Source organism: Pseudomonas sp. Seg1 (assembly GCF_018326005.1).
Classification (GTDB): Bacteria; Pseudomonadota; Gammaproteobacteria; order Pseudomonadales; family Pseudomonadaceae; genus Aquipseudomonas.
The window spans coordinates 5,087,228-5,105,118 of sequence record NZ_AP021903.1 but is presented as its reverse complement, the minus strand read 5'-3'; the positions used below and the strand labels follow the sequence as shown (position 1 = coordinate 5,105,118).

Genomic DNA, 17,891 nt, shown 5'->3' with positions numbered 1-17,891 from the left:
CTCTGGTTTATCGATAACGCCTCCTTGAACGAGGCGTTTTTTGTCAGTCACAAACCTCCACCCTTCTTCAGCGCCAGATACCGCGTCACCAGTTCGGCCCCCAATTCTGCGGGCCGAACATCCATCACCGGAACACCGTGGGCGACAATTCGCTCATGCAGTTCCGTGCGTTCATTGAGGTAGTTGACTGTCCCGCAATAGGCCAGCGCTTCCGGCAAGGTCTGCACCGGCACTTGGCGCAAGGTGTCGAGTGTTGTTTCGCGCAGGCTCGCCACCAGCACTCGGTGTTGCTGGCTCAGACGTTTGACGGCACCGAGCAGTTCATCATCGTCCTCATCACGCAAATTGGTCACCAACACCACCAGCGCCCGGCGTTTTTGCCGGGCCAGTAACTGGTTGATGGCCGCTTGGTAATCGGCGGGGCGCTGGGTGCTGTCGAGGTCGTATACCGCGTTGAGCAGCACGTTCAGTTGGCCGCTGCCCTTGACCGGGGCGAGGTGGCGCGGTTGATCACTGGCGAAGGTACTCAGTCCAACGGCATCGCCCTGGCGTAGCGCAACGTAGCTGAGCAGCAGGCAGGCATTGAGCGCATGGTCGAAGTGCGACAGCTCATCATCCTGACTGCGCATGCGTCGGCCGCAGTCGAGCAGGAAAATGATCTGTTGATCGCGCTCGTCCTGATACTCGCGGGCAATCGGCGTGCGTTGGCGGGCGGTGGCCTTCCAGTCGATCTGGCGCAGGCTGTCGCCTTCACGAAATTCGCGCAACTGATGAAACTCCAACCCTTGCCCGCGCCGTTGCCGCTGGCGCACGCCGAGCTGGCTGAGCCAGTTGTCCACCGCCAGCAGTTCACCGCCGTAGAGACGAGCGAAATCCGGGTAGACGCGGGTGCTGTCGATCACGTTGAGCACGCGTTTACCTGACCATAAACCCAGCGGGCTCGGCAGGTTCACTTCGCAGTGTTCGAAGCTGAAGTGACCGCGTTTGAGCGGGCGCACGCGGTAGCTGATCAGGCTGATCTGGCCGGGCTGCAATTCGACGTTCAGTGGCAGGTTTTCGAAGCTGAGGCCGTCCGGCACATGGTCGAAAATCTGCAGGTTCAGTGGCGCGCTGAAGTCGTGTTCAACGGTTAGCTGCACCTCACCCCAGCGGCCAAGCGCGAGGCTGCCGGGCATCTGCCGTTTGATCCGCACCGTCGGCAGTCGCTTGAGGCGCAACGCATCGAGCGTCGCCAGCGCCAACAGGGCCAGCAGCAATCCCCAGTTGATTGACAGCAGGCTCTCCGGGACATCGATTGCCAATGCCTGCAAGGTGCCCAGCACAAGGCCGATGCCGAGCAGGATGATCAGCCAGATCAGCAGCAGACGTGAAGGTTTCATGGCCACACGATCACCTGCCGGAGCTGCCGAATGTAGCGATCTTTTGCGTTCATAGACGCGGCGCCGGAATCTGATCAAGCAACTGCTGCAGCACCTGATCGACTTGCAGGCCCTCAATGTCCAGTTCCGGCGCAATGCGCACACGATGGCGCAACACCGCCAGCGCGCAGCCCTTGATGTCATCGGGAATCACGAATTCACCGCCGCGCAGCAAGGCCCGGGCGCGGGCGCAGCGCACCAGCGCAATCGAGGCCCGAGGCCCGGCGCCCAAGGTCAGGCCCGGCCAGGTGCGGGTGCTGCGCGCCAGGCGCACGGCGTAATCGAGCACCTGATCGTCCAGCGGCAAATCACTGGCGATACGCTGCAACGCCTGCACGTCCTTGGCTTGCAACACGGTGCGCAACGGCTGCACGTCGAGCATGTCGGCGCGGGTCGAACGGCTGACCTGGCGCACCATGTTCAGCTCCTGATCGGCATCGGGATAATCCATGCGCACCTTGAGCATGAAGCGATCGAGTTCGGCTTCCGGCAGTGGATACGTGCCTTCCTGCTCGATCGGGTTCTGCGTGGCGAGGACCATGAACGGCTGCGCAATCGGCAAGGCGCGGCCTTCCAGCGTGACCTGACGTTCCTGCATCGCTTCGAGCAACGCGGCCTGGGTTTTTGCCGGGGCGCGGTTGATTTCGTCGGCCAGCAGCAGGTTGGTAAACAGCGGCCCTTTGCGCAGCTTGAACTGCTCGGTGTGCAGGTCGTACACGGCGTGGCCGGTGACGTCGCTGGGCATCAGGTCCGGGGTGAACTGAATACGTGCGAACTCGCCGCCGAAGCAGCGCGCCAAGGCACGCACCAGCAGGGTTTTGCCCAGTCCCGGAACACCCTCCAGCAACACATGGCCACCGGCGATCAGTGCGGTCAGCACGTCGTCGATGACCGCGTCCTGGCCGATCACAGCCTTGTGTAATTCATTGCGCACGGCCTGCGCCAGTTGACTGGCACGCTGGCGCTGCTGGGCGGCGTGGCTGGCGCTGCCGGGCTCGATCTGTTCGGTCATAGCGTGTTCCTCAAGGTTTGCAGGTGGGCGACCTGGCGGCAGAAATCGGCACTGGACATCCGCCGCTTCGGCACCGGGCTCAAGGCCTGGCTGATGGCACGGGTCGGTTGCCGGGTCAGGCGCGACAACGCCAGCCATTGTTCGGCAACGTTCAATTCTTCGAAGCCGGGGTGCCGGCGTCGGGCGCGGCGCAACACGTCCTGTTGCAGGGCCTGCAACAGCGACTGCTGACCGTTGTGGCGCAGCATGAAATCGGCACTGGCGCGCAGGTGCTCCTGCAACTGGCGACGACCACTCGGCGCGGGCGCCTGAAGTGGGCCATGGCGCACACTGGCCTGCCACAACCACAGGCCGATTAACGCGAGCAGGGCGACGATGGCTTGCGGGAAGTAGCGCCAGAGCAGCGTCAGCAGGCTATCGTGCTCGATGTTGTAGATCAGCGTGACGTCGGTGTCGGCGCTTAGATACCAGAGCAGCCAGGCGTTGTCGTACTGGGCAATCGCCGTGGTTTTCCACAGCTCGGCATCGGTGACCACGGTGATCGAACCGAGGCTGTAGGGCAGTTGCATCATGTGCGTGGCCTTGGCGCTGTTGGCCCAGGCATGCGCAAGATTCTTCGGGTCGTCGAGATGAAAGTCGGTATCGAAGCCGGCGTAGGCCGGCGCGTCTTCGTCTTCCAGGTACAGTTTGGTCAGGGCGGGATACGGTTCATGGGGCAGGCCTTCGGGCGGGTCCTTCAAATCCTTGGTCAGGGCCTGATGCAGTTGCACTCGATCAAGCAGCAGATCGTTGCTTTGTCTGGTCTGCGGGTCCCACAGTGCTTCGGCGACGAACACCAGCCGCCCACCGGCGCGGGTCCAGTTCAACACTTGATCGACCTGACGCGGTGGCATCCGCGATCGGTCGTTGAACAGCAACAGTGTGTGCCCGCGCGGATCGATATCCGGCAGCACCGCGAGGCTTTCGGCATGGTCGACATGGATGCCGCGCTCACGCAGAAACATTTCTGCCGCCAGGTAGGGATTGGCCTGCGCGGCGGGTGAGGGGCCGTGATCGACTTCTTCCTGATAAGGCTTGGCGGCCATGAACAGATACACGCTCAACGCCGCCAGCAGCGCGAAGAGCAATCCGCCGAGCCACCACAGGCTGCGCCGATTCAACGCGAGACTCCGTGACCGAACAGGGCGCGCCAGCCATCGCACAGTTCCTGTTGCAGATGCGCCGCCGGTACGCGATGTCCATAGGCCATGTTCTGCCAGTGAGTGGTCAGGATGCGGCTGAAGGCGAGCAGTTCCGGTCGTTGAAGTTGTTCGACCCGCGCCAGTATCTGGTTTTCCGTGTCGGCGTCCTTGAGCGTCAGATCGAAGTCGTGGAGCAAATGGCTGAGCAGGCCTCGATAGAGCAGGCTCAGCGCGGCGCGTGGCTGACTCTGCCAGAGTTGTTCGGCGTGGGCGGCGATGTCCTCGGGCAGGGTTTCGCGGTTAAGGTCGAGACCAAAGGCCTGTTGCGGCACTGGTCTTTTCGCTCGCGCAGGCAGCGCCGGACGGCGGCTGACGAACGCTTGCAGAAACTCGCGATAGCGCCAGATCAACCAGCCGACGGCGGCAATCACTGCGCCCCACAGCACCACTTCGATGACGGTGGCCAAGGTATTGAATTGTCGGCCTTCGAGCCAGCCGAGCAGGGTTTTCAGCCATTGCGGCGCTTCACCCTCCTTGTCGGATTTGGCCGGAGTTGCCGGATCTTCGCCAAAGCGATAGCGAGTGACGGACTCCTTGTTTTTGAACGGCGGTTGTTCGAGCAAAGCCTTGATACTGTCGTGCGAGGCCTGGCTGGTCAGCGGCTGATTCAACAAGCGCGGCGTATCCGGGCTGCTGTCAGCTTCAGCGGCCCACACCGAGGGCACGTTCGGCAGCAGCAGGCACACCGCCAGCAGCACGCCGAGTACGCTGCTGTTCAGCCGTTGCCGCAAACGGCGGAACACCAGTTCGATGTCCCACGCCTCCAGTTGCGTGCGCCGGTTCAGATAGAGGCTGAAACCACAGGCCACGTAAATCGGTTCCCACACCACCAGCACCAGCGCATAGAACGCGTTAGTCAGGTGTTCCAGCCAACGCCAGTCCTGGTCTGCCGCGAGGATCAACGATTGCCAGTCCCAGTCCGTTTCGATCTGTTGCGGCAACAGCAGGTAGAACAGCACCATCATGCCGATCCACAACGCCGTTTCCAGGTGCATGCCAATGATGGTCAGCCATTGCGCGGCGCCGGCATTGCGTTGCAACAGCACGTGCAGTCGCTGTTGCCGTGCACTGCCATCCAGGCCTTCAAGTTGCACCACAGGCATCAGGAAACTGCGGCTCAGACTCAGCCGGCGCCAGGTCAGGCTGGCCAGCAGTTGCGGTTTGAGCAGGCGTGGCCACTCGCGCAGGGCTTGCCTGAGTGTCGGCGTTTCACCGAACAGGGCTTTGGACAGGATGTACAGCGGCAGGCGTTCGTACGCCGGTTTCAGCCACCAGAAGATAAACAACGCCAGTGACGGCGAATCCCAGAACAACAGGCTGAGCAAGACGAACAGCGGCAGGGTGACGATCGCCCAACTGGTCATCAACAAGCGCCGGTGTTGCTGGCTCATGAGCACGCCCAGATCCATGGCTTCCCAGGCGGTGCGCGGACGGATCACCACCGTTGCGTCACTCAGGCGCATGACGGGACCTCCCGGCGAACAGAAAATAGCTCGCCACCAACGCCCACAGCGTGGCGCCGACCAGGTATTTGGTGAGTGGGGCGACGCTGGTTTTCGATGACCAATAAGCTTCGATAAACGCGGCGATCAACAGGAACAGCATGACCCCGCAAATCAGCAGTACGCTTTTGCGCGCGGCGCGTTTCAAGGCTTCGGCGCGGTTCAGGCGTCCCGGCGCGATCAATGCCCAGCCCAGTTCCAGGCCTGCCGCGCCGGCCAGCGCAATGGCCGTCAGTTCGAAGGCGCCGTGGGCAATCACGAATGACCAGAAGGTCTGACCGAAGCCGATTTCTGTCAGGTGCCCGGCCACCGCACCGATGACCAGACCGTTATAGAACAGGAAAAACGCACTGCCCACGCCCATCAGCAAACCGCTGGCAAAGGTCTGGAAGGCAATGCCGATGTTGTGCATCACGTAGTAACCGAACATCACCCAGTCTTCACTGGCGGCGCGATCGGCGGGGCGCCCGAGGTGGCCGGCCACCGGGTCGTACATGCCTTGCATTTCACGCACCTGATCGGCAGGGATCAGGTTGTAGACCAGCTCGGGAAACACATACACCAGCACACCGACGCCAATCAGGCTGCCGAAAAACAGCAGGCACGCCACCAGCACAAAAGGCCATTCGGCGCGCACCAGTCGCGGGAAGTCGGCGAGGATGAAGCTGAGCAGGTTGGCGCCCAATCGACTGCGATGCCGGTAAAGCTGCTGATGGCCGCGCAAGACCTGCTGTTGCAGGGAATCGATGAGGAAACTGCTGTAGCCGCGCTCCTGCGCCAGTGCCAGATGCTGGCAGAGGCGTCGATAGGCTTTGGGGAAACCGGCCACTTGCGAGGTTTCCTTGCCCCGTTCGAGGCGTTCAAGGGCCAGTGCAAAACGCTCCCATTCGGCCTTGTGACGATTTTCGAAAAGGCTTTGCTTCATGTTGGCCCCAGCAGGCCGCGGGCGATACCGTTGAGTTCAGCAACGGCCTTGGGCGCGGAAATATGCAGTGGCTGGGCCAGCAGCGCTGCCAGCTCGTTTACCCGTGCCGGCGTCAGTTCGGCCTGACGTTCGGCAAAGCCGAGCAGGGCGCGTTGTTCACTGAGGGTGAGGGCAATCGGTGCGCGTCGGGGTTCCGCGGCGGGTAATTGCGGGCGGCTGACTGGCTGTTCGCTGTAGACCACCAGCGTACCGGCGGCGATATCGCCCAGCCGTTTGAAAGTCGGGTGTTGCAGGCAACTGATGGCGCCGAGAAAGTAGCCGAACGGCAGCAGATCGACAAAGCGCAGCAGGTTGCGCAGCAACGACGCCGACCAGCCGATGGGCGTGCCGTCATCGTGCACCACGCGCAGGCCCATCCATTGTTTGCCCGGCGAGCGTCCCTGGCGCAGGACTTCGAACAGCACCATGTACCACCAACTGATCGCAAACAGCAGTAACGAGCCGAGGCCCATGCCGAGCTTGCCGAGGAACGCCAGCACAATGAACAGCGCACCCATGATCAGGCCGCGCAGACCCAGATCGATCGTGAAGGCCACGGCTCGTACCATCAGCCCGGCCGGGCGCAACGGCAAGTCGATGCCTTCCGGCGTTTCGACCTGATGCCGCGTATCCAGCGGCGGGGCCAGCGGTGCTTTCCTTGGCGCTGTGGGCTCGAGCATGGGCTACCTGATGTTCGCCTGTTCGGGGTGCAAGTGGGGTCGATGCTAGCAGCCTCTCGGGGGAAAACGACATAACTATGTATTGCACAGCATGTGGCGCCAGGTGTTTGAATGACGCGAGGCTGGCCGCGACTGCGGTTGAACGCCTAGACTTCGCCGATCTTCAGTTCAGGAACCGCCCGTGACTTCCATCTTCTGGTACGACTACGAAACCACTGGCATCAATCCCCGCAGCGACCGCCCGCTGCAGGTTGCAGGGATTCGCACCGACCACGACCTCAACGAAATCGATGAGCCGGTCAATCTCTATTGCCAGCCCAGCGAAGACATCCTGCCGCATCCAGCCGCTTGCGCCATTACCGGTATCACGCCGGGCCAGCTCGCTGAAAAGGGCTTGAGCGAAGCCGATTTCATGACCCGCGTCCACGCGCAACTGGCCGCGCCCGGCACTTGCGGTGCGGGTTACAACACCTTGCGTTTCGATGACGAGATGACGCGTTACAGCTTGTATCGCAACTTCTTCGACCCGTATGCCCGCGAATGGCAGGGCGGTAACAGTCGCTGGGATCTGATCGACGTGGTGCGTGCCGCCTATGCATTGCGCCCGGACGGTCTGGTCTGGCCGACCGATGACGAAGGGCGGGTAACGCTCAAGCTCGAACGCCTGACCGCCGCCAACAACATCGATCACGGGCATGCTCACGAAGCGTTGTCGGATGTGCGTGCGACCATTGCACTGGCGCGGTTGATCCGTGAGAAGCAGCCAAAGCTGTATGACTGGCTGTTCCAGTTGCGCAGCAAGCAAAGGGTCATGGACCAGATTCGCCTGTTGCAACCGCTGGTGCATATTTCCGGGCGCTTTTCGGCGGCACGCAGTTATGTCGGGGTGGTGTTGCCATTGGCCTGGCACCCGAAAAACCGTAACGCCTTGATTGTCTGCGACCTGCACCTCGATCCGCAGGGCCTGCTTGATCTGGATGCACAAACGCTGCGCCAGCGCCTCTACACCCGCCGCGACGACTTGCTCGAAGGTGAGTTGCCAGTGCCGCTCAAGCTGATTCATATCAACCGCTGTCCGGTGGTGGCGCCATTGTCGGTATTGCGTGCACCGGATCAGCAGAGACTGGGGCTGGACATGGCGCTTTATCAGGAGCGAACACTGCGACTAACTGACGCACAACAAGTTTGGAAAGATAAAGTTGCGGCCATTTATGCCAGCGAAGATTTCACCCCGAGCGAGGATCCGGAGCAACAGTTGTACGACGGATTTATCGGTGACCGCGACCGGCGTCTATGTGAGCAAGTGAGAAACGCCGATCCTGCGCAATTGGCGCAAGAGCAATGGCCTTTCGATGACGAACGTTTGCCTGAATTACTCTTTCGATATCGAGCGCGTAACTTTGCCGATACGTTGAGTTTTGAAGAGCAGGAACGCTGGCGAATATTTTGTCAGCAGCGTTTATCCGCGCCTGAATGGGGCGCACCGAATACCTTGCAATCTTTTACAGAAGCCGCAGAGCAATGGGCGCTTAGTGCGACACCGATGCAGAAAACCGTGCTTAATGAATGGCAGAATTATGTCCAGGCATTACGCAAACGTTTGAATCTTTGAAATCGAACATGCCGGGACTAAATCCCAGGCATAAAAAAACGCCAGCATTCGCTGGCGTTTCTTTTTTCGCGGATTGCTCTGCGAAGACGTTACGGCTTAGCCCAGCAGGGTAGCCCAGCCTTCAACCACGTCACCGCCCCACTTGGCTTTCCACTCTTTCAGAGTCTTGTGGTTGCCACCTTTGGTTTCGATGACTTCGCCGTTGTGCGGGTTTTTGTATTGTTTAACTTTGCGAGCACGCTTGGTGCCGGTAGTTTTTGCTACACCGCCGCGTGGAGCTTTGGTTTTCGATTCCGGGTCCAGCAGCGCGATGATGTCACGCAGGGACTTGGAGTATTCGCCCATCAGGGTGCGCAGTTTGCCTTCGAATTCCAGCTCGGTTTGCAGTTTGTCGTCTTGCGACAGGTTCTTCAAACGGGCTTGCAGCTCTTTGATAGCTTCTTCGGTGGCGCGATATTCGTTGATCAAGGACATGATTACTACCTTAGTAGAGTGCTGGATGGCAGGGGACAGTGCCGCAATAATAGTCAGGCTGTTTCATCAAGTAAACATTTAAGCGGACTTTTTATTTAAATTAGTTACGAGAATTAGCAGCCAATTGAATGTTCAGTTAAATAGTGTGATGCAGTCATCACAGATATTCACAGTGATCTGATCAGGCACTGCCACTGCACCGCCATCACGTTGACGTTTCAGTCCGTCAAAAAGCCTGCGGCCGGGGCGATGTCCACGCCGACGTTGATCAATACTGCAGTTTTGTTGCGCAGTCGCTAGAATGGCGGCCTTTGCGAAGTTCTGGAGTTTCCCCCTCATGCGCACTTTTCGGCTGGTGATTTCTTGCCCGGACCGCGTTGGCATCGTTGCCAAAGTCAGTAATTTTCTGGCAGCCCACAATGGCTGGATCACCGAAGCGAGCCACCACTCGGATAATCAGGTTGGCTGGTTCTTCATGCGTCACGAAATTCGTGCCGACTCGCTGCCATTCGGTATCGAAGTTCTGCGTGAGAAGTTTGCGCCGATTGCCGAAGAGTTCTCGATGGACTGGCGCATCACTGACACCGAGCAGAAAAAACGCGTAGTGCTGATGGCCAGCCGCGAGTCCCATTGCCTGGCTGACTTGCTGCATCGCTGGCATAGCGATGAGCTGGATTGCGAGATCTCCTGCGTGATTTCCAACCACGACGACCTGCGCAGCATGGTCGAGTGGCACGGCATTCCTTATTACCATGTCCCGGTCAATCCGCAGGACAAGCAACCGGCCTTCGATGAAGTGTCGCGCCTGGTCAAACAGCACGACGCCGAAGTGGTGGTGCTGGCGCGCTACATGCAAATCCTGCCGCCGGACATGTGCCGCGAATACGCGCACAAAGTCATCAACATTCACCACAGCTTCCTGCCGTCGTTCGTCGGCGCCAAGCCGTACCATCAGGCGTCCCTGCGAGGCGTGAAGCTGATCGGCGCGACCTGCCACTACGTGACCGAAGAGCTGGATGCCGGCCCGATCATCGAGCAGGACGTGGTCCGTGTCAGCCACAGCGACAGCATCGAAGACATGGTGCGTTTCGGGCGTGACGTCGAGAAGATGGTGCTGGCGCGCGGCCTGCGTTATCACCTCGAAGATCGCGTGCTGGTGCACGGCAACAAGACCGTGGTGTTCTGATCGAACCCTCGCGTGCTTGAAAATCGAAGGGCCTGGGCGTTCAATCGCTTCAGGCCCTTCGCCGTTTCAGACTTGAGGAAAAGCTCATGAGCGATCCACTCGACAAAGCCACATCCAAAGCACCCGCCACCTTGGGTGAAGGCTGTTTGAGTCGTTATGACCCCGAAGACATGAGCCCTGAGGACGGCACGGAGTTTCCGGGTGCTGCCGAGTTGTGGGAGCAGGTGAAACCGGAGTCCGACGAAAGTACCGAGTCGAATTGAAAGACCGCCGTTCAATGTAGGCGCTGCCGAAGGCTGCGATCTTTCAGGCTTGACGCACCTTCATCAATTTCCTCAGCAACGGCCGCCCGAGCATCATCAAAAACACCGGCCCACCCACCACCAGATAGAAGTAGAACGTCACCACCCGCCAAATCAGAATCGCCGCTGCGGCGGTGGATTTGCCGACCATCGGCGCCAGCAGTGCCGCCGAAGTCAGTTCCGCCGCACCTGCGCCACCAGGCAACAGACTGAACTGCCCGGCGCCCAGCGAGACCATCTGCACCAGAAAGCTCCACGCCCACTGCAAATCCGCGCCCAATCCGCGTAGCGCCAGATACAGCACGCTGTAGCGCAGCAACCAGTGCACGCAGGTCAGGGCGAAGACTTTGCTCAGCGTCTGCCACGGCAGCTTCAGCGTATCGATGAACGCTGCGAGAAAGTGCAGCAGCTTGCGCGCCCAGCGGCGGCGGGTACTGGCCCGCACGTTGAGGCGGATCAGCAAGCGTCCGCTGAGGCGAATCAGTTGGCGGTGATAGCGCGCCAGCAATACGCAACTGCACAAGCCGCCGAACAGCGACACGGCGCTGACAATAAGCAACCCTTCCATACGGTCGCTGAGGTGCTGGAACAGCGCGTAAATCAGAATCCCGCTGAGGGCGCAGAGAAAGAACAGCAAATCACTGAGCTGATCCATGGCAAACACCGCGCTGCCCCGGGCCGGGCGCACGCCGCTTCGGGCCAGCAGCGCCATGATCGTCAGCGGGCCGCCACTGCCGCCGGGTGTCGCGCAGTAGGCGAACTCGGCGGCCATCACTACGCCGAGGCTTTTTAGCGGGGTGACTTGATCCCGTTGATCGCCCAGCAGTAACCGCAGGCGCAGGGTATTGATGCCCCAGCACAGCAAAATCATGCCGAACATGATCAGTAGCCAAGGCAGCGGAAAACTTTGCAGACGCGCCCAGATATCGCTGCCACCGAGCAGCAGCGGGATCAGTACGGCGGCGAGCAGGCCGACCAGCAAGACGATGCCGCGACTCATGCGGCGCGTCCCGGTTGACCGCGCTGTTGAGCGAGCCAGTTTGTTTTGGTCATTGGTACGCGTCCTTCATTCAGTAGCCTTTGCAGGGTGTTAAACCAGTAATCGCGGGAGAAGTTGTGGCGCATGTCCACCGGGTGCAAGCCTAGCCGAATCACCGGCGCCTGGCGCCAGCGTTGTTGACGCTGCTCGCTGAGGATTTTCGACAGGCCTCGACGCCAGGCGCTGCGGGCGCTCCAGACCAAGCCTGGGGCCTCGACCGGGCTGAAATCCGGCAAACGATAAAGATGTTGCGGATCGCTGGTGTAGTGCAGCGGCAGTTCGCGCAGCGCCTGGCGGGTGCCATCGCTCATCAGCCACGCCGGGGCGACGAAACCGTGCAGCGGCCAGTCGTAGCGCTGAAACACTTCGATGCCGGAACGCAGACGCGCGAGGGCGGCGCTATGGGGCAACTTATAAAACTCACCTTCATGGGTGTAAATCCGGCGCATGAACCAGTCCCGGGGCGAGGTCGGTGGCGGCCCGTCATCACTGTGAAAATAGCCGTGCAAAGCCAGTTCATCGTCACGGGCGACTCGCTCGCTGAGCATCCGGCAAAACGCGGGATGGGCGTCGAGGGCGTCGTGCCCATGAAAGTCCGGCACCACCAGCCAGGTCATGGGGATACGGCCCAGCGCATCGACGGCTTCGACAAAGGGGCGATAGTCCGCCCACGTCGAGGGCGCCACATCGTGCAGGACCAGCAGGATCGCGGGACGCTCGCAGGCTTCAGCCATTGGCCACCTTCGGAGTCGAATCGCCGAGTACCGCGTGATAGTGACCGAGCAGGCTGTCGACCACTGTGTCCCAGGCGTAATGGCGCTCGACATACTGGCGCGCCTGTTGGCCGAGGACGCGGCTGCCGCCACTGAACAGCTCACGCACGGCATTGGCCATCGCTTGCGGATTGTTCGGCGTGCAGAGCAGGCCGCAGCTGTCGTTGACGATTTCGGTGAAGGCGCCAGCCGCCACCGCGACCACGGGAATACCGCAGGCCATGGCCTCCAGGATCACCAGCCCGAAGGTTTCCTGATCGCCGGCATGTACCAGCGCATCGGCGCTGGCCATCAAACGAGCGACGGTCGGAGCCTTGCAGAACTCATCAATGACGCTGACGTTGTCCGGCACCACGGCGGGCATCGCCGAGCCGACCAACAGCAGGTGATAGCGCGGGCCAAGGCGTTGCATGCATTTGAGCAGGACTGGCAGGTTTTTCTCTTTTGAGCCGCGTCCGGCGAAGATCAGCAGGCGTGTGTCGTCACCAATACCCAATTCGGCGCGCAGCCCCGGATCGCGGGCGTCGGGGTGGAAGGTTTGCAAGTCAACGCCCAGCGGCTGCACGAAAACATTACGCACGCCGAGACCGGTGAGTTTGTCGGCCATCACCTGGCTGGGCGCCAGTACCCGGTCGAAGTTGCCGTAGAGCTTGGTGACATAGGCCTCGACGTTCGGCGTAAGCCAATGGCCCATACGATTACTGACCAGCAGCGGCAAGTCCGAGTGATAAAAACCGATCACCGGCACATCCAGCTGCCGCCGGGCATCCAGTGCCGCCCAAGCCGTGAGGTAAGGGTCGCCGACTTCGATCAGATCCGGCTGCAAATCCTGCAGGACGTTGCGCCAAGGGGCTAGTCGGACGGGGAAGCGGTAACCCTTGCCGAAGGGCAGGGCGGGAGCGGGAACCGTGTAAATGCCATCGTGTTCACCGAAATGCGCACCAGGGATCAGCAGGCTGTGGCGGATCCCCGCCTTGACGCCCAGCCGTCGGTGCTTGGCATCCAGGTAAGTGCGTACGCCACCGCTGGCCGGGGCGTAGAACATGGTGATGTCGGCGATGTGCACGGTGATCGTCCCTCCGCTGCGTTGTTCTCCCTTGGTTGACCTTTATCCAGAATAGATGTTCGGTCGGGATTACGCGGTGGGCCCCTCACCCTAACCCTCTCCCGGGGGAGAGGGGACTGATCGAGTTGTTTTTTCGAGTTACGCCGACCTGAAATACCGAGCCGAACTCAGTTTTGAAAGGCTTGAAGATCGGCTCCCTTTCCCCCTCGCCCCCTTTGGGGGAGAGGGTTGGGGTGAGGGGGTATGCTTTTGATCTTCAGATACGGAAACTGCCCACCAACTGCTTCAGGCGCGAAGCCTGCTGCTCCAGATCCGAACAAGCGCGCAACGTCGCCTGCAAGTTCTCCACGCCTTCCTGATTCAGCGTATTGATCTCGGTGATATCGACGTTGATCGATTCAACCACGGCCGTCTGCTCTTCGGTCGCCGTCGCCACCGACTGGTTCATCCCGTCGATCTCGCCAATGCGCTGGGTCACGCTGTTCAAGCGTTCACCGGCCAGGTTGGCGATTTCCACGCTGTCCTGGCTGTGGCGCTGGCTGTCGCTCATGGTGCTCACCGATTCACGGGCGCCGACTTGCAGCTCCTCGATCATGGTCTGCACTTGCTGCGCCGATTCCTGGGTGCGGTGCGCCAGATTACGCACTTCATCGGCTACCACGGCAAAACCACGGCCGGCCTCACCGGCACGCGCCGCTTCAATCGCGGCGTTGAGCGCCAGCAGGTTGGTTTGCTGGGAAATGCTGGTGATCACTTCGAGAATCTGGCCGATGTTCACGGTTTTGCTGTTCAGCGACTCGATGTTGCTGCTCGACGCGCTGAGCATGCTCGACAACTGATTCATCGCCTTGATACTGCGATCCACCACCTGCTGGCCATCTTCGGCAAGACCGCGAGCGTCGCTGGCCTGGTTCGAGGCTTGCGCGGCGTTGCGGGCGATTTCCTGGGCGGCGGCACCGAGCTGGTTGATCGCGGCGGCAACACTGCTGGTACGCGAAGCCTGCTGATCAGAGTTGTACATCGACGAGTTCGACGCCGCGACCACGCGCAGGGCGACTTCGTTGACCTGCCCGGTGGCCGAGGACACTTCGCGGATCGAACCGTGAATACGCTCCACGAAGCGGTTGAACGCCGTACCGAGAACACCGAATTCATCGTTATTGACGATGTTCAGACGTTTGGTCAGGTCACCTTCGCCATCGGCAATGTCTTCCATGGCGCGTGTCATGACGTGCAGCGGCTGGATCAGAATGCGGATCAGCATACCGAGCAGGGCAATGATGATTGCCACGGCAATCACCGTCGCGATCACCGCCGAGGTGCGGAACTGGCTGAGCATCGCGAAGGCCTGATCCTTGTCCACCGACAGGCCGATGTACCAGTTCACAGACGGCAGGCCCTTGATCGGGGCGAAGGTGACGATGCGGGTCTTGCCATCGACGGTGACTTCACTGAAGTCGCTGCTGATGCGCGGGGTGTCCTGCGGATACGCTTCTTTAAGCGATTTCATCACCAGCGCTTTGTCCGGGTGCACGAGGATCTTGCCGTCGGCGCTGACCAGGAACACATAACCCATGCCGTCGAAATCCCGGGCGGCGAGGGTGTCGACCAACGATTGCAGGCTCAGATCGCCGCCGACCACGCCAACGCTCTGACCGGCCTTTTTCGAGGCGGTGGCGATGGAGATGATCAGTTGCCCGGTGGCCGCGTCGATGTACGGTTCGGTCAGGGTCGAGGTGCTGCTGGTTTCGGCGCCTTTATACCAAGGCCGTACCCGTGGATCGAAACCGTCCGGCATCTTCACGTCCGGGCGGATGGTGAAGTGGCCGGTGGCATCGCCCAGGTAGGTGGCCATGAACGTCGAGGTCAGGGTTTTCTGCTCCAGCAGGCTGGCGACGTTGGCGGGTTCGGGATTGATGGCAATGTTCTGAGCGGCGTTCTCGACCAGCAGAATGCGGCCGCTGAGCCAGGTCTGGATATTGCCGGCGGTGACCTCGCCCATCTCGTTGAGATAGTTGTTCAGGTCATCGCGAATCGCGTTGCGCTGGAGCCAGTCGTTGTACAGCGTAAACGAGGCGAAAGCGGCGATGACGATGAGGGCGGCGGCAAGCAAAATTTTATGGCTGAAGCGCAGATTTTTGTTCATGGCTTGGGGTTCCGCTAAGGTCTTAATGTCCTGGGCGTGCTTTTATAAAGACGCGCAATATGGGCAAGGGTGAATACAAGCTGATATTTCCGTCTCTCCCTAGGGAAATGTCCGACCCGACTTTTCAGTCAGGTTCTCGCCTCTATTTATCGGCCATCGCGAAATAAAGATTAACCATTGGGTGACAAAATGCCTGACTCATCGCAACTCGTAATCGGCGCCGATCTCGCGGGGCAACCGATCGCCCAGGCCATGCGCCTGGCCAACCGCCACGGACTCATCGCCGGCGCGACCGGCACCGGTAAAACCGTGACCTTGCAGCGTCTGGCCGAAGCCTTCAGCGACGCTGGTGTCGCGGTGTTCGCCGCCGACATCAAGGGCGACCTGTGCGGTCTCGGTGCCGCCGGCAATCCGCAGGGCAAGGTCGCCGAGCGCATCGCCGGCATGCCGTGGCTCAACTACCAGCCGCAGGCGTATCCAGTGACCTTGTGGGACATTCACGGTCAGTCCGGTCATCCATTGCGGACCACGCTGAGTGAAATGGGCCCGCTGTTGATCGGCAGTCTGCTCGAACTCACTGACAGCCAGCAGTCGGCGCTATACGCCGCGTTCAAAGTTGCCGACCGCGAAGGGCTGTTGTTATTGGATCTGAAAGATCTGAAAGCGCTGCTCAATCACCTCAAGGACAATCCGCAACTGTTGGGTGAAGACGCGGCGCTGATGACCACCGGTTCCAGTCAGGCGCTGTTGCGGCGTCTGGCGACGCTGGAGCAGCAGGGCGCCGAAGCCTTGTTTGGCGAGCCGGCATTGCAACTCGAAGACATCCTGCAACCGGCGGCTGACGGTCGTGGGCGCATTCATCTGCTCGATGCCAGTCGTCTGGTACACGAGGCACCTAAGGTCTACGCGACGTTCCTGCTGTGGCTGCTGGCCGAGTTGTTCGAGCAGTTGCCGGAGCGTGGCGATGCCGACAAACCGCTGCTGGCGCTGTTTTTCGATGAGGCGCATTTGTTGTTCGGCGATACGCCGAAGGCCTTGCAGGAGCGGTTGGAGCAGGTGGTGCGGCTGATCCGTTCGAAAGGCGTGGGTGTGTATTTCGTCACCCAGTCGCCAACCGACTTGCCGGACGATGTGCTGGCGCAACTCGGTTTGCGTGTTCAGCATGGCTTGCGCGCGTTTACCGCCAAGGAGCAGAAATCCTTACGCGCCGTGGCGGACGGGTTCCGGCCGAATCCGGCGTTCGACAGCCTGTCGGTGCTGACGGAGTTGGGGATTGGCGAGGCGCTGGTCGGCACCCTGGCGGAAAAAGGCACGCCGGAAATGGTACAGCGCGTGCTGGTCGCACCGCCGCAATCGCGGATCGGGCCGTTGACCGAAACCGAGCGCACGATGCTGATTGCCGGTTCGCCGTTCAAGGGGCGCTATGACAAGCCGATTGACCGCGAGTCGGCGTACGAAATCCTGATGGGCCGCAAAGATCTGGCGCCGGAAGCTGAAACGCCCGCAGGCAAGCCGGCGGCCGAAGAGCCAAGTCTCGCCGACAGGGCAGGGGAGTTCCTCGGTACGGCAGCAGGTCAGGCGCTGAAGTCGGCGATGCGCCAGGCTGCCAATAACCTCGGTAAACAACTGGTGCGCGGTTTGATGGGTTCGTTACTCGGCGGCAGCAAACGCCGCTGATAGCACTTTGTTGGAGATCCAAATGTGGGAGCGAGCCTGCTCGCGAAAACGTTGTGCCATTCAACCCCCACGTTGTCTGACACGGCCTCATCGCGAGCAGGCTCGCTCCCACATTGGAATTGCATGCAGATTCAGAATAGAGGGTCAGGTCTTGTCTTTGGCGTGCGCCGCCAACCGCTCTAGCGCCGCGCGCAACCCCGGATCACTGATCCCGTCTGCTGTCGCCTGGATCGTTGCCGCGGCATCCGTCGACAAATCCATCGTATTGCCGACAACCCCGCGCTGCACCGTCGGCGGCTGTACCTTGAACAGAATTCGCGTCAGGCTGGCGAACTCGTCAAACATCTGCAACTGACGTTGCAGACGCTTCTGCTGATAACGCAGACGTGTCGCCCAATGACCATCGGTGACAATCAGCAACAGACTGCCTTCACGCCACGACGCCACATGGCAATGTTCGCGGGCGGCGGGTTGCAGTTGGCTTTCGAGCAGGCGTTGCAAATGCCCCAGCCGTTGGGCATGGCCGAGGATGGCTTTGAGCGGCTTGGCTTCGCGCAGGAGAACGGCGGGTGCTCTGGCCGTAAGAGGGCGAAATGCCATGATCGAACACCTGAAGTAACAGAAACGCCATGGTAGCAGAAAGGCCGAAATCACTCGCCCATTGCTTTTGCCCCCGCTTTACCCATTAAATCAACGACTAACTTCTGCCTTTCATGACTTGAAGTTGAGCAAAACGCCCCTATTTTAAGTGAGCCCCGTCAAAGCGCAGTGCCAGCATCGTGGAACATCGCCACTTTCC

The 17,891-nt window shown here is 60.6% G+C and carries 16 protein-coding genes and 1 pseudogene; 4 read left to right on the top strand and 13 right to left on the bottom strand.

The window, feature by feature from the left end:
* Nucleotides 1-47: 47 nt before the first annotated feature.
* The 6 genes from KI231_RS22965 to KI231_RS22940 are packed head-to-tail and all read right to left on the bottom strand — an operon-like array spanning nucleotide 48 to nucleotide 6,817.
* Entirely contained in the window at nucleotides 48-1,379 is a 1,332-nt protein-coding gene (locus tag KI231_RS22965; RefSeq protein WP_213026418.1) for a DUF58 domain-containing protein, read from the bottom strand.
* A gap of 49 nt (nucleotides 1,380-1,428) precedes the next feature.
* Nucleotides 1,429-2,430, bottom strand: a complete 1,002-nt coding sequence (locus KI231_RS22960; RefSeq protein ID WP_201237031.1) for an AAA family ATPase — start codon at nucleotides 2,428-2,430, stop codon at nucleotides 1,429-1,431.
* On the bottom strand, nucleotides 2,427-3,590 hold the full coding sequence (locus tag KI231_RS22955) for a DUF4350 domain-containing protein (RefSeq protein ID WP_213026417.1): 1,164 nt from the start codon (nucleotides 3,588-3,590) through the stop codon (nucleotides 2,427-2,429). Before KI231_RS22955 ends, KI231_RS22960 begins: the two co-directional genes overlap by 4 nt.
* Nucleotides 3,587-5,134: a DUF4129 domain-containing protein gene (locus KI231_RS22950; protein WP_213026416.1), complete on the bottom strand. Its 1,548-nt coding sequence runs from the start codon at nucleotides 5,132-5,134 to the stop codon at nucleotides 3,587-3,589. The genes KI231_RS22955 and KI231_RS22950 overlap by 4 nt, the downstream gene beginning before the upstream one ends.
* On the bottom strand, nucleotides 5,121-6,098 hold the full coding sequence (locus tag KI231_RS22945; protein ID WP_213026415.1) for a stage II sporulation protein M: 978 nt from the start codon (nucleotides 6,096-6,098) through the stop codon (nucleotides 5,121-5,123). Before KI231_RS22945 ends, KI231_RS22950 begins: the two co-directional genes overlap by 14 nt.
* Entirely contained in the window at nucleotides 6,095-6,817 is a 723-nt protein-coding gene (locus KI231_RS22940; RefSeq protein ID WP_103306439.1) for an RDD family protein, read from the bottom strand. Before KI231_RS22940 ends, KI231_RS22945 begins: the two co-directional genes overlap by 4 nt.
* 181 nt (nucleotides 6,818-6,998) lie before the next feature.
* Here KI231_RS22940 and sbcB point away from each other — a divergent pair, with 181 nt between their 5' ends.
* Nucleotides 6,999-8,429, top strand: coding sequence for an exodeoxyribonuclease I (gene sbcB / locus KI231_RS22935; protein ID WP_213026414.1), 1,431 nt, complete (start codon nucleotides 6,999-7,001; stop codon nucleotides 8,427-8,429).
* Nucleotides 8,430-8,525: 96 nt separating this feature from the next.
* Here sbcB and mvaT read toward each other — a convergent pair whose 3' ends face one another.
* A complete protein-coding gene (gene mvaT / locus KI231_RS22930) occupies nucleotides 8,526-8,903 on the bottom strand; it encodes a histone-like nucleoid-structuring protein MvaT (protein ID WP_103306441.1) in 378 nt (125 codons plus the stop codon).
* A 337-nt stretch (nucleotides 8,904-9,240) separates the two neighbouring features.
* Here mvaT and purU point away from each other — a divergent pair, with 337 nt between their 5' ends.
* Nucleotides 9,241-10,089 (top strand): formyltetrahydrofolate deformylase, encoded by an 849-nt coding sequence (gene purU, locus KI231_RS22925; RefSeq protein WP_007912774.1) that lies wholly within the window; start codon nucleotides 9,241-9,243, stop codon nucleotides 10,087-10,089.
* A gap of 86 nt (nucleotides 10,090-10,175) precedes the next feature.
* Nucleotides 10,176-10,352: a hypothetical protein gene (locus KI231_RS22920; RefSeq protein WP_177431453.1), complete on the top strand. Its 177-nt coding sequence runs from the start codon at nucleotides 10,176-10,178 to the stop codon at nucleotides 10,350-10,352.
* Nucleotides 10,353-10,395: 43 nt separating this feature from the next.
* On the opposite strand, the gene gpgF is transcribed toward KI231_RS22920, so the two are convergent.
* From gpgF to KI231_RS30415, 5 genes and pseudogenes are all read right to left on the bottom strand, one after another.
* Entirely contained in the window at nucleotides 10,396-11,391 is a 996-nt protein-coding gene (gene gpgF / locus KI231_RS22915) for a glucosaminyl phosphatidylglycerol flippase (RefSeq protein WP_103306443.1), read from the bottom strand.
* Nucleotides 11,388-12,164, bottom strand: a complete 777-nt coding sequence (gene gpgD, locus KI231_RS22910; protein WP_213026413.1) for an N-acetylglucosaminyl phosphatidylglycerol deacetylase — start codon at nucleotides 12,162-12,164, stop codon at nucleotides 11,388-11,390. The genes gpgF and gpgD overlap by 4 nt, the downstream gene beginning before the upstream one ends.
* On the bottom strand, nucleotides 12,157-13,269 hold the full coding sequence (gene gpgS, locus KI231_RS22905; protein WP_213026412.1) for an N-acetylglucosaminyl phosphatidylglycerol synthase: 1,113 nt from the start codon (nucleotides 13,267-13,269) through the stop codon (nucleotides 12,157-12,159). Before gpgS ends, gpgD begins: the two co-directional genes overlap by 8 nt.
* 256 nt (nucleotides 13,270-13,525) lie before the next feature.
* Nucleotides 13,526-14,290, bottom strand: a complete 765-nt coding sequence (locus tag KI231_RS30420) for a methyl-accepting chemotaxis protein (RefSeq protein WP_371043227.1) — start codon at nucleotides 14,288-14,290, stop codon at nucleotides 13,526-13,528.
* A 93-nt stretch (nucleotides 14,291-14,383) separates the two neighbouring features.
* Nucleotides 14,384-15,415 (bottom strand): annotated as a pseudogene (locus KI231_RS30415) (HAMP domain-containing protein); the annotation flags it as partial.
* Between the two features lie 189 nt (nucleotides 15,416-15,604).
* Here KI231_RS30415 and KI231_RS22895 point away from each other — a divergent pair.
* Nucleotides 15,605-17,092 carry a helicase HerA-like domain-containing protein gene (locus tag KI231_RS22895; protein WP_213026411.1) on the top strand — a complete coding sequence of 496 codons (1,488 nt, stop codon included), beginning with the start codon at nucleotides 15,605-15,607 and terminating at the stop codon, nucleotides 17,090-17,092.
* 144 nt (nucleotides 17,093-17,236) lie between these two features.
* Here KI231_RS22895 and KI231_RS22890 read toward each other — a convergent pair whose 3' ends face one another.
* Nucleotides 17,237-17,692 carry a DUF721 domain-containing protein gene (locus tag KI231_RS22890; RefSeq protein WP_213026410.1) on the bottom strand — a complete coding sequence of 152 codons (456 nt, stop codon included), beginning with the start codon at nucleotides 17,690-17,692 and terminating at the stop codon, nucleotides 17,237-17,239.
* Nucleotides 17,693-17,891: the final 199 nt, after the last annotated feature.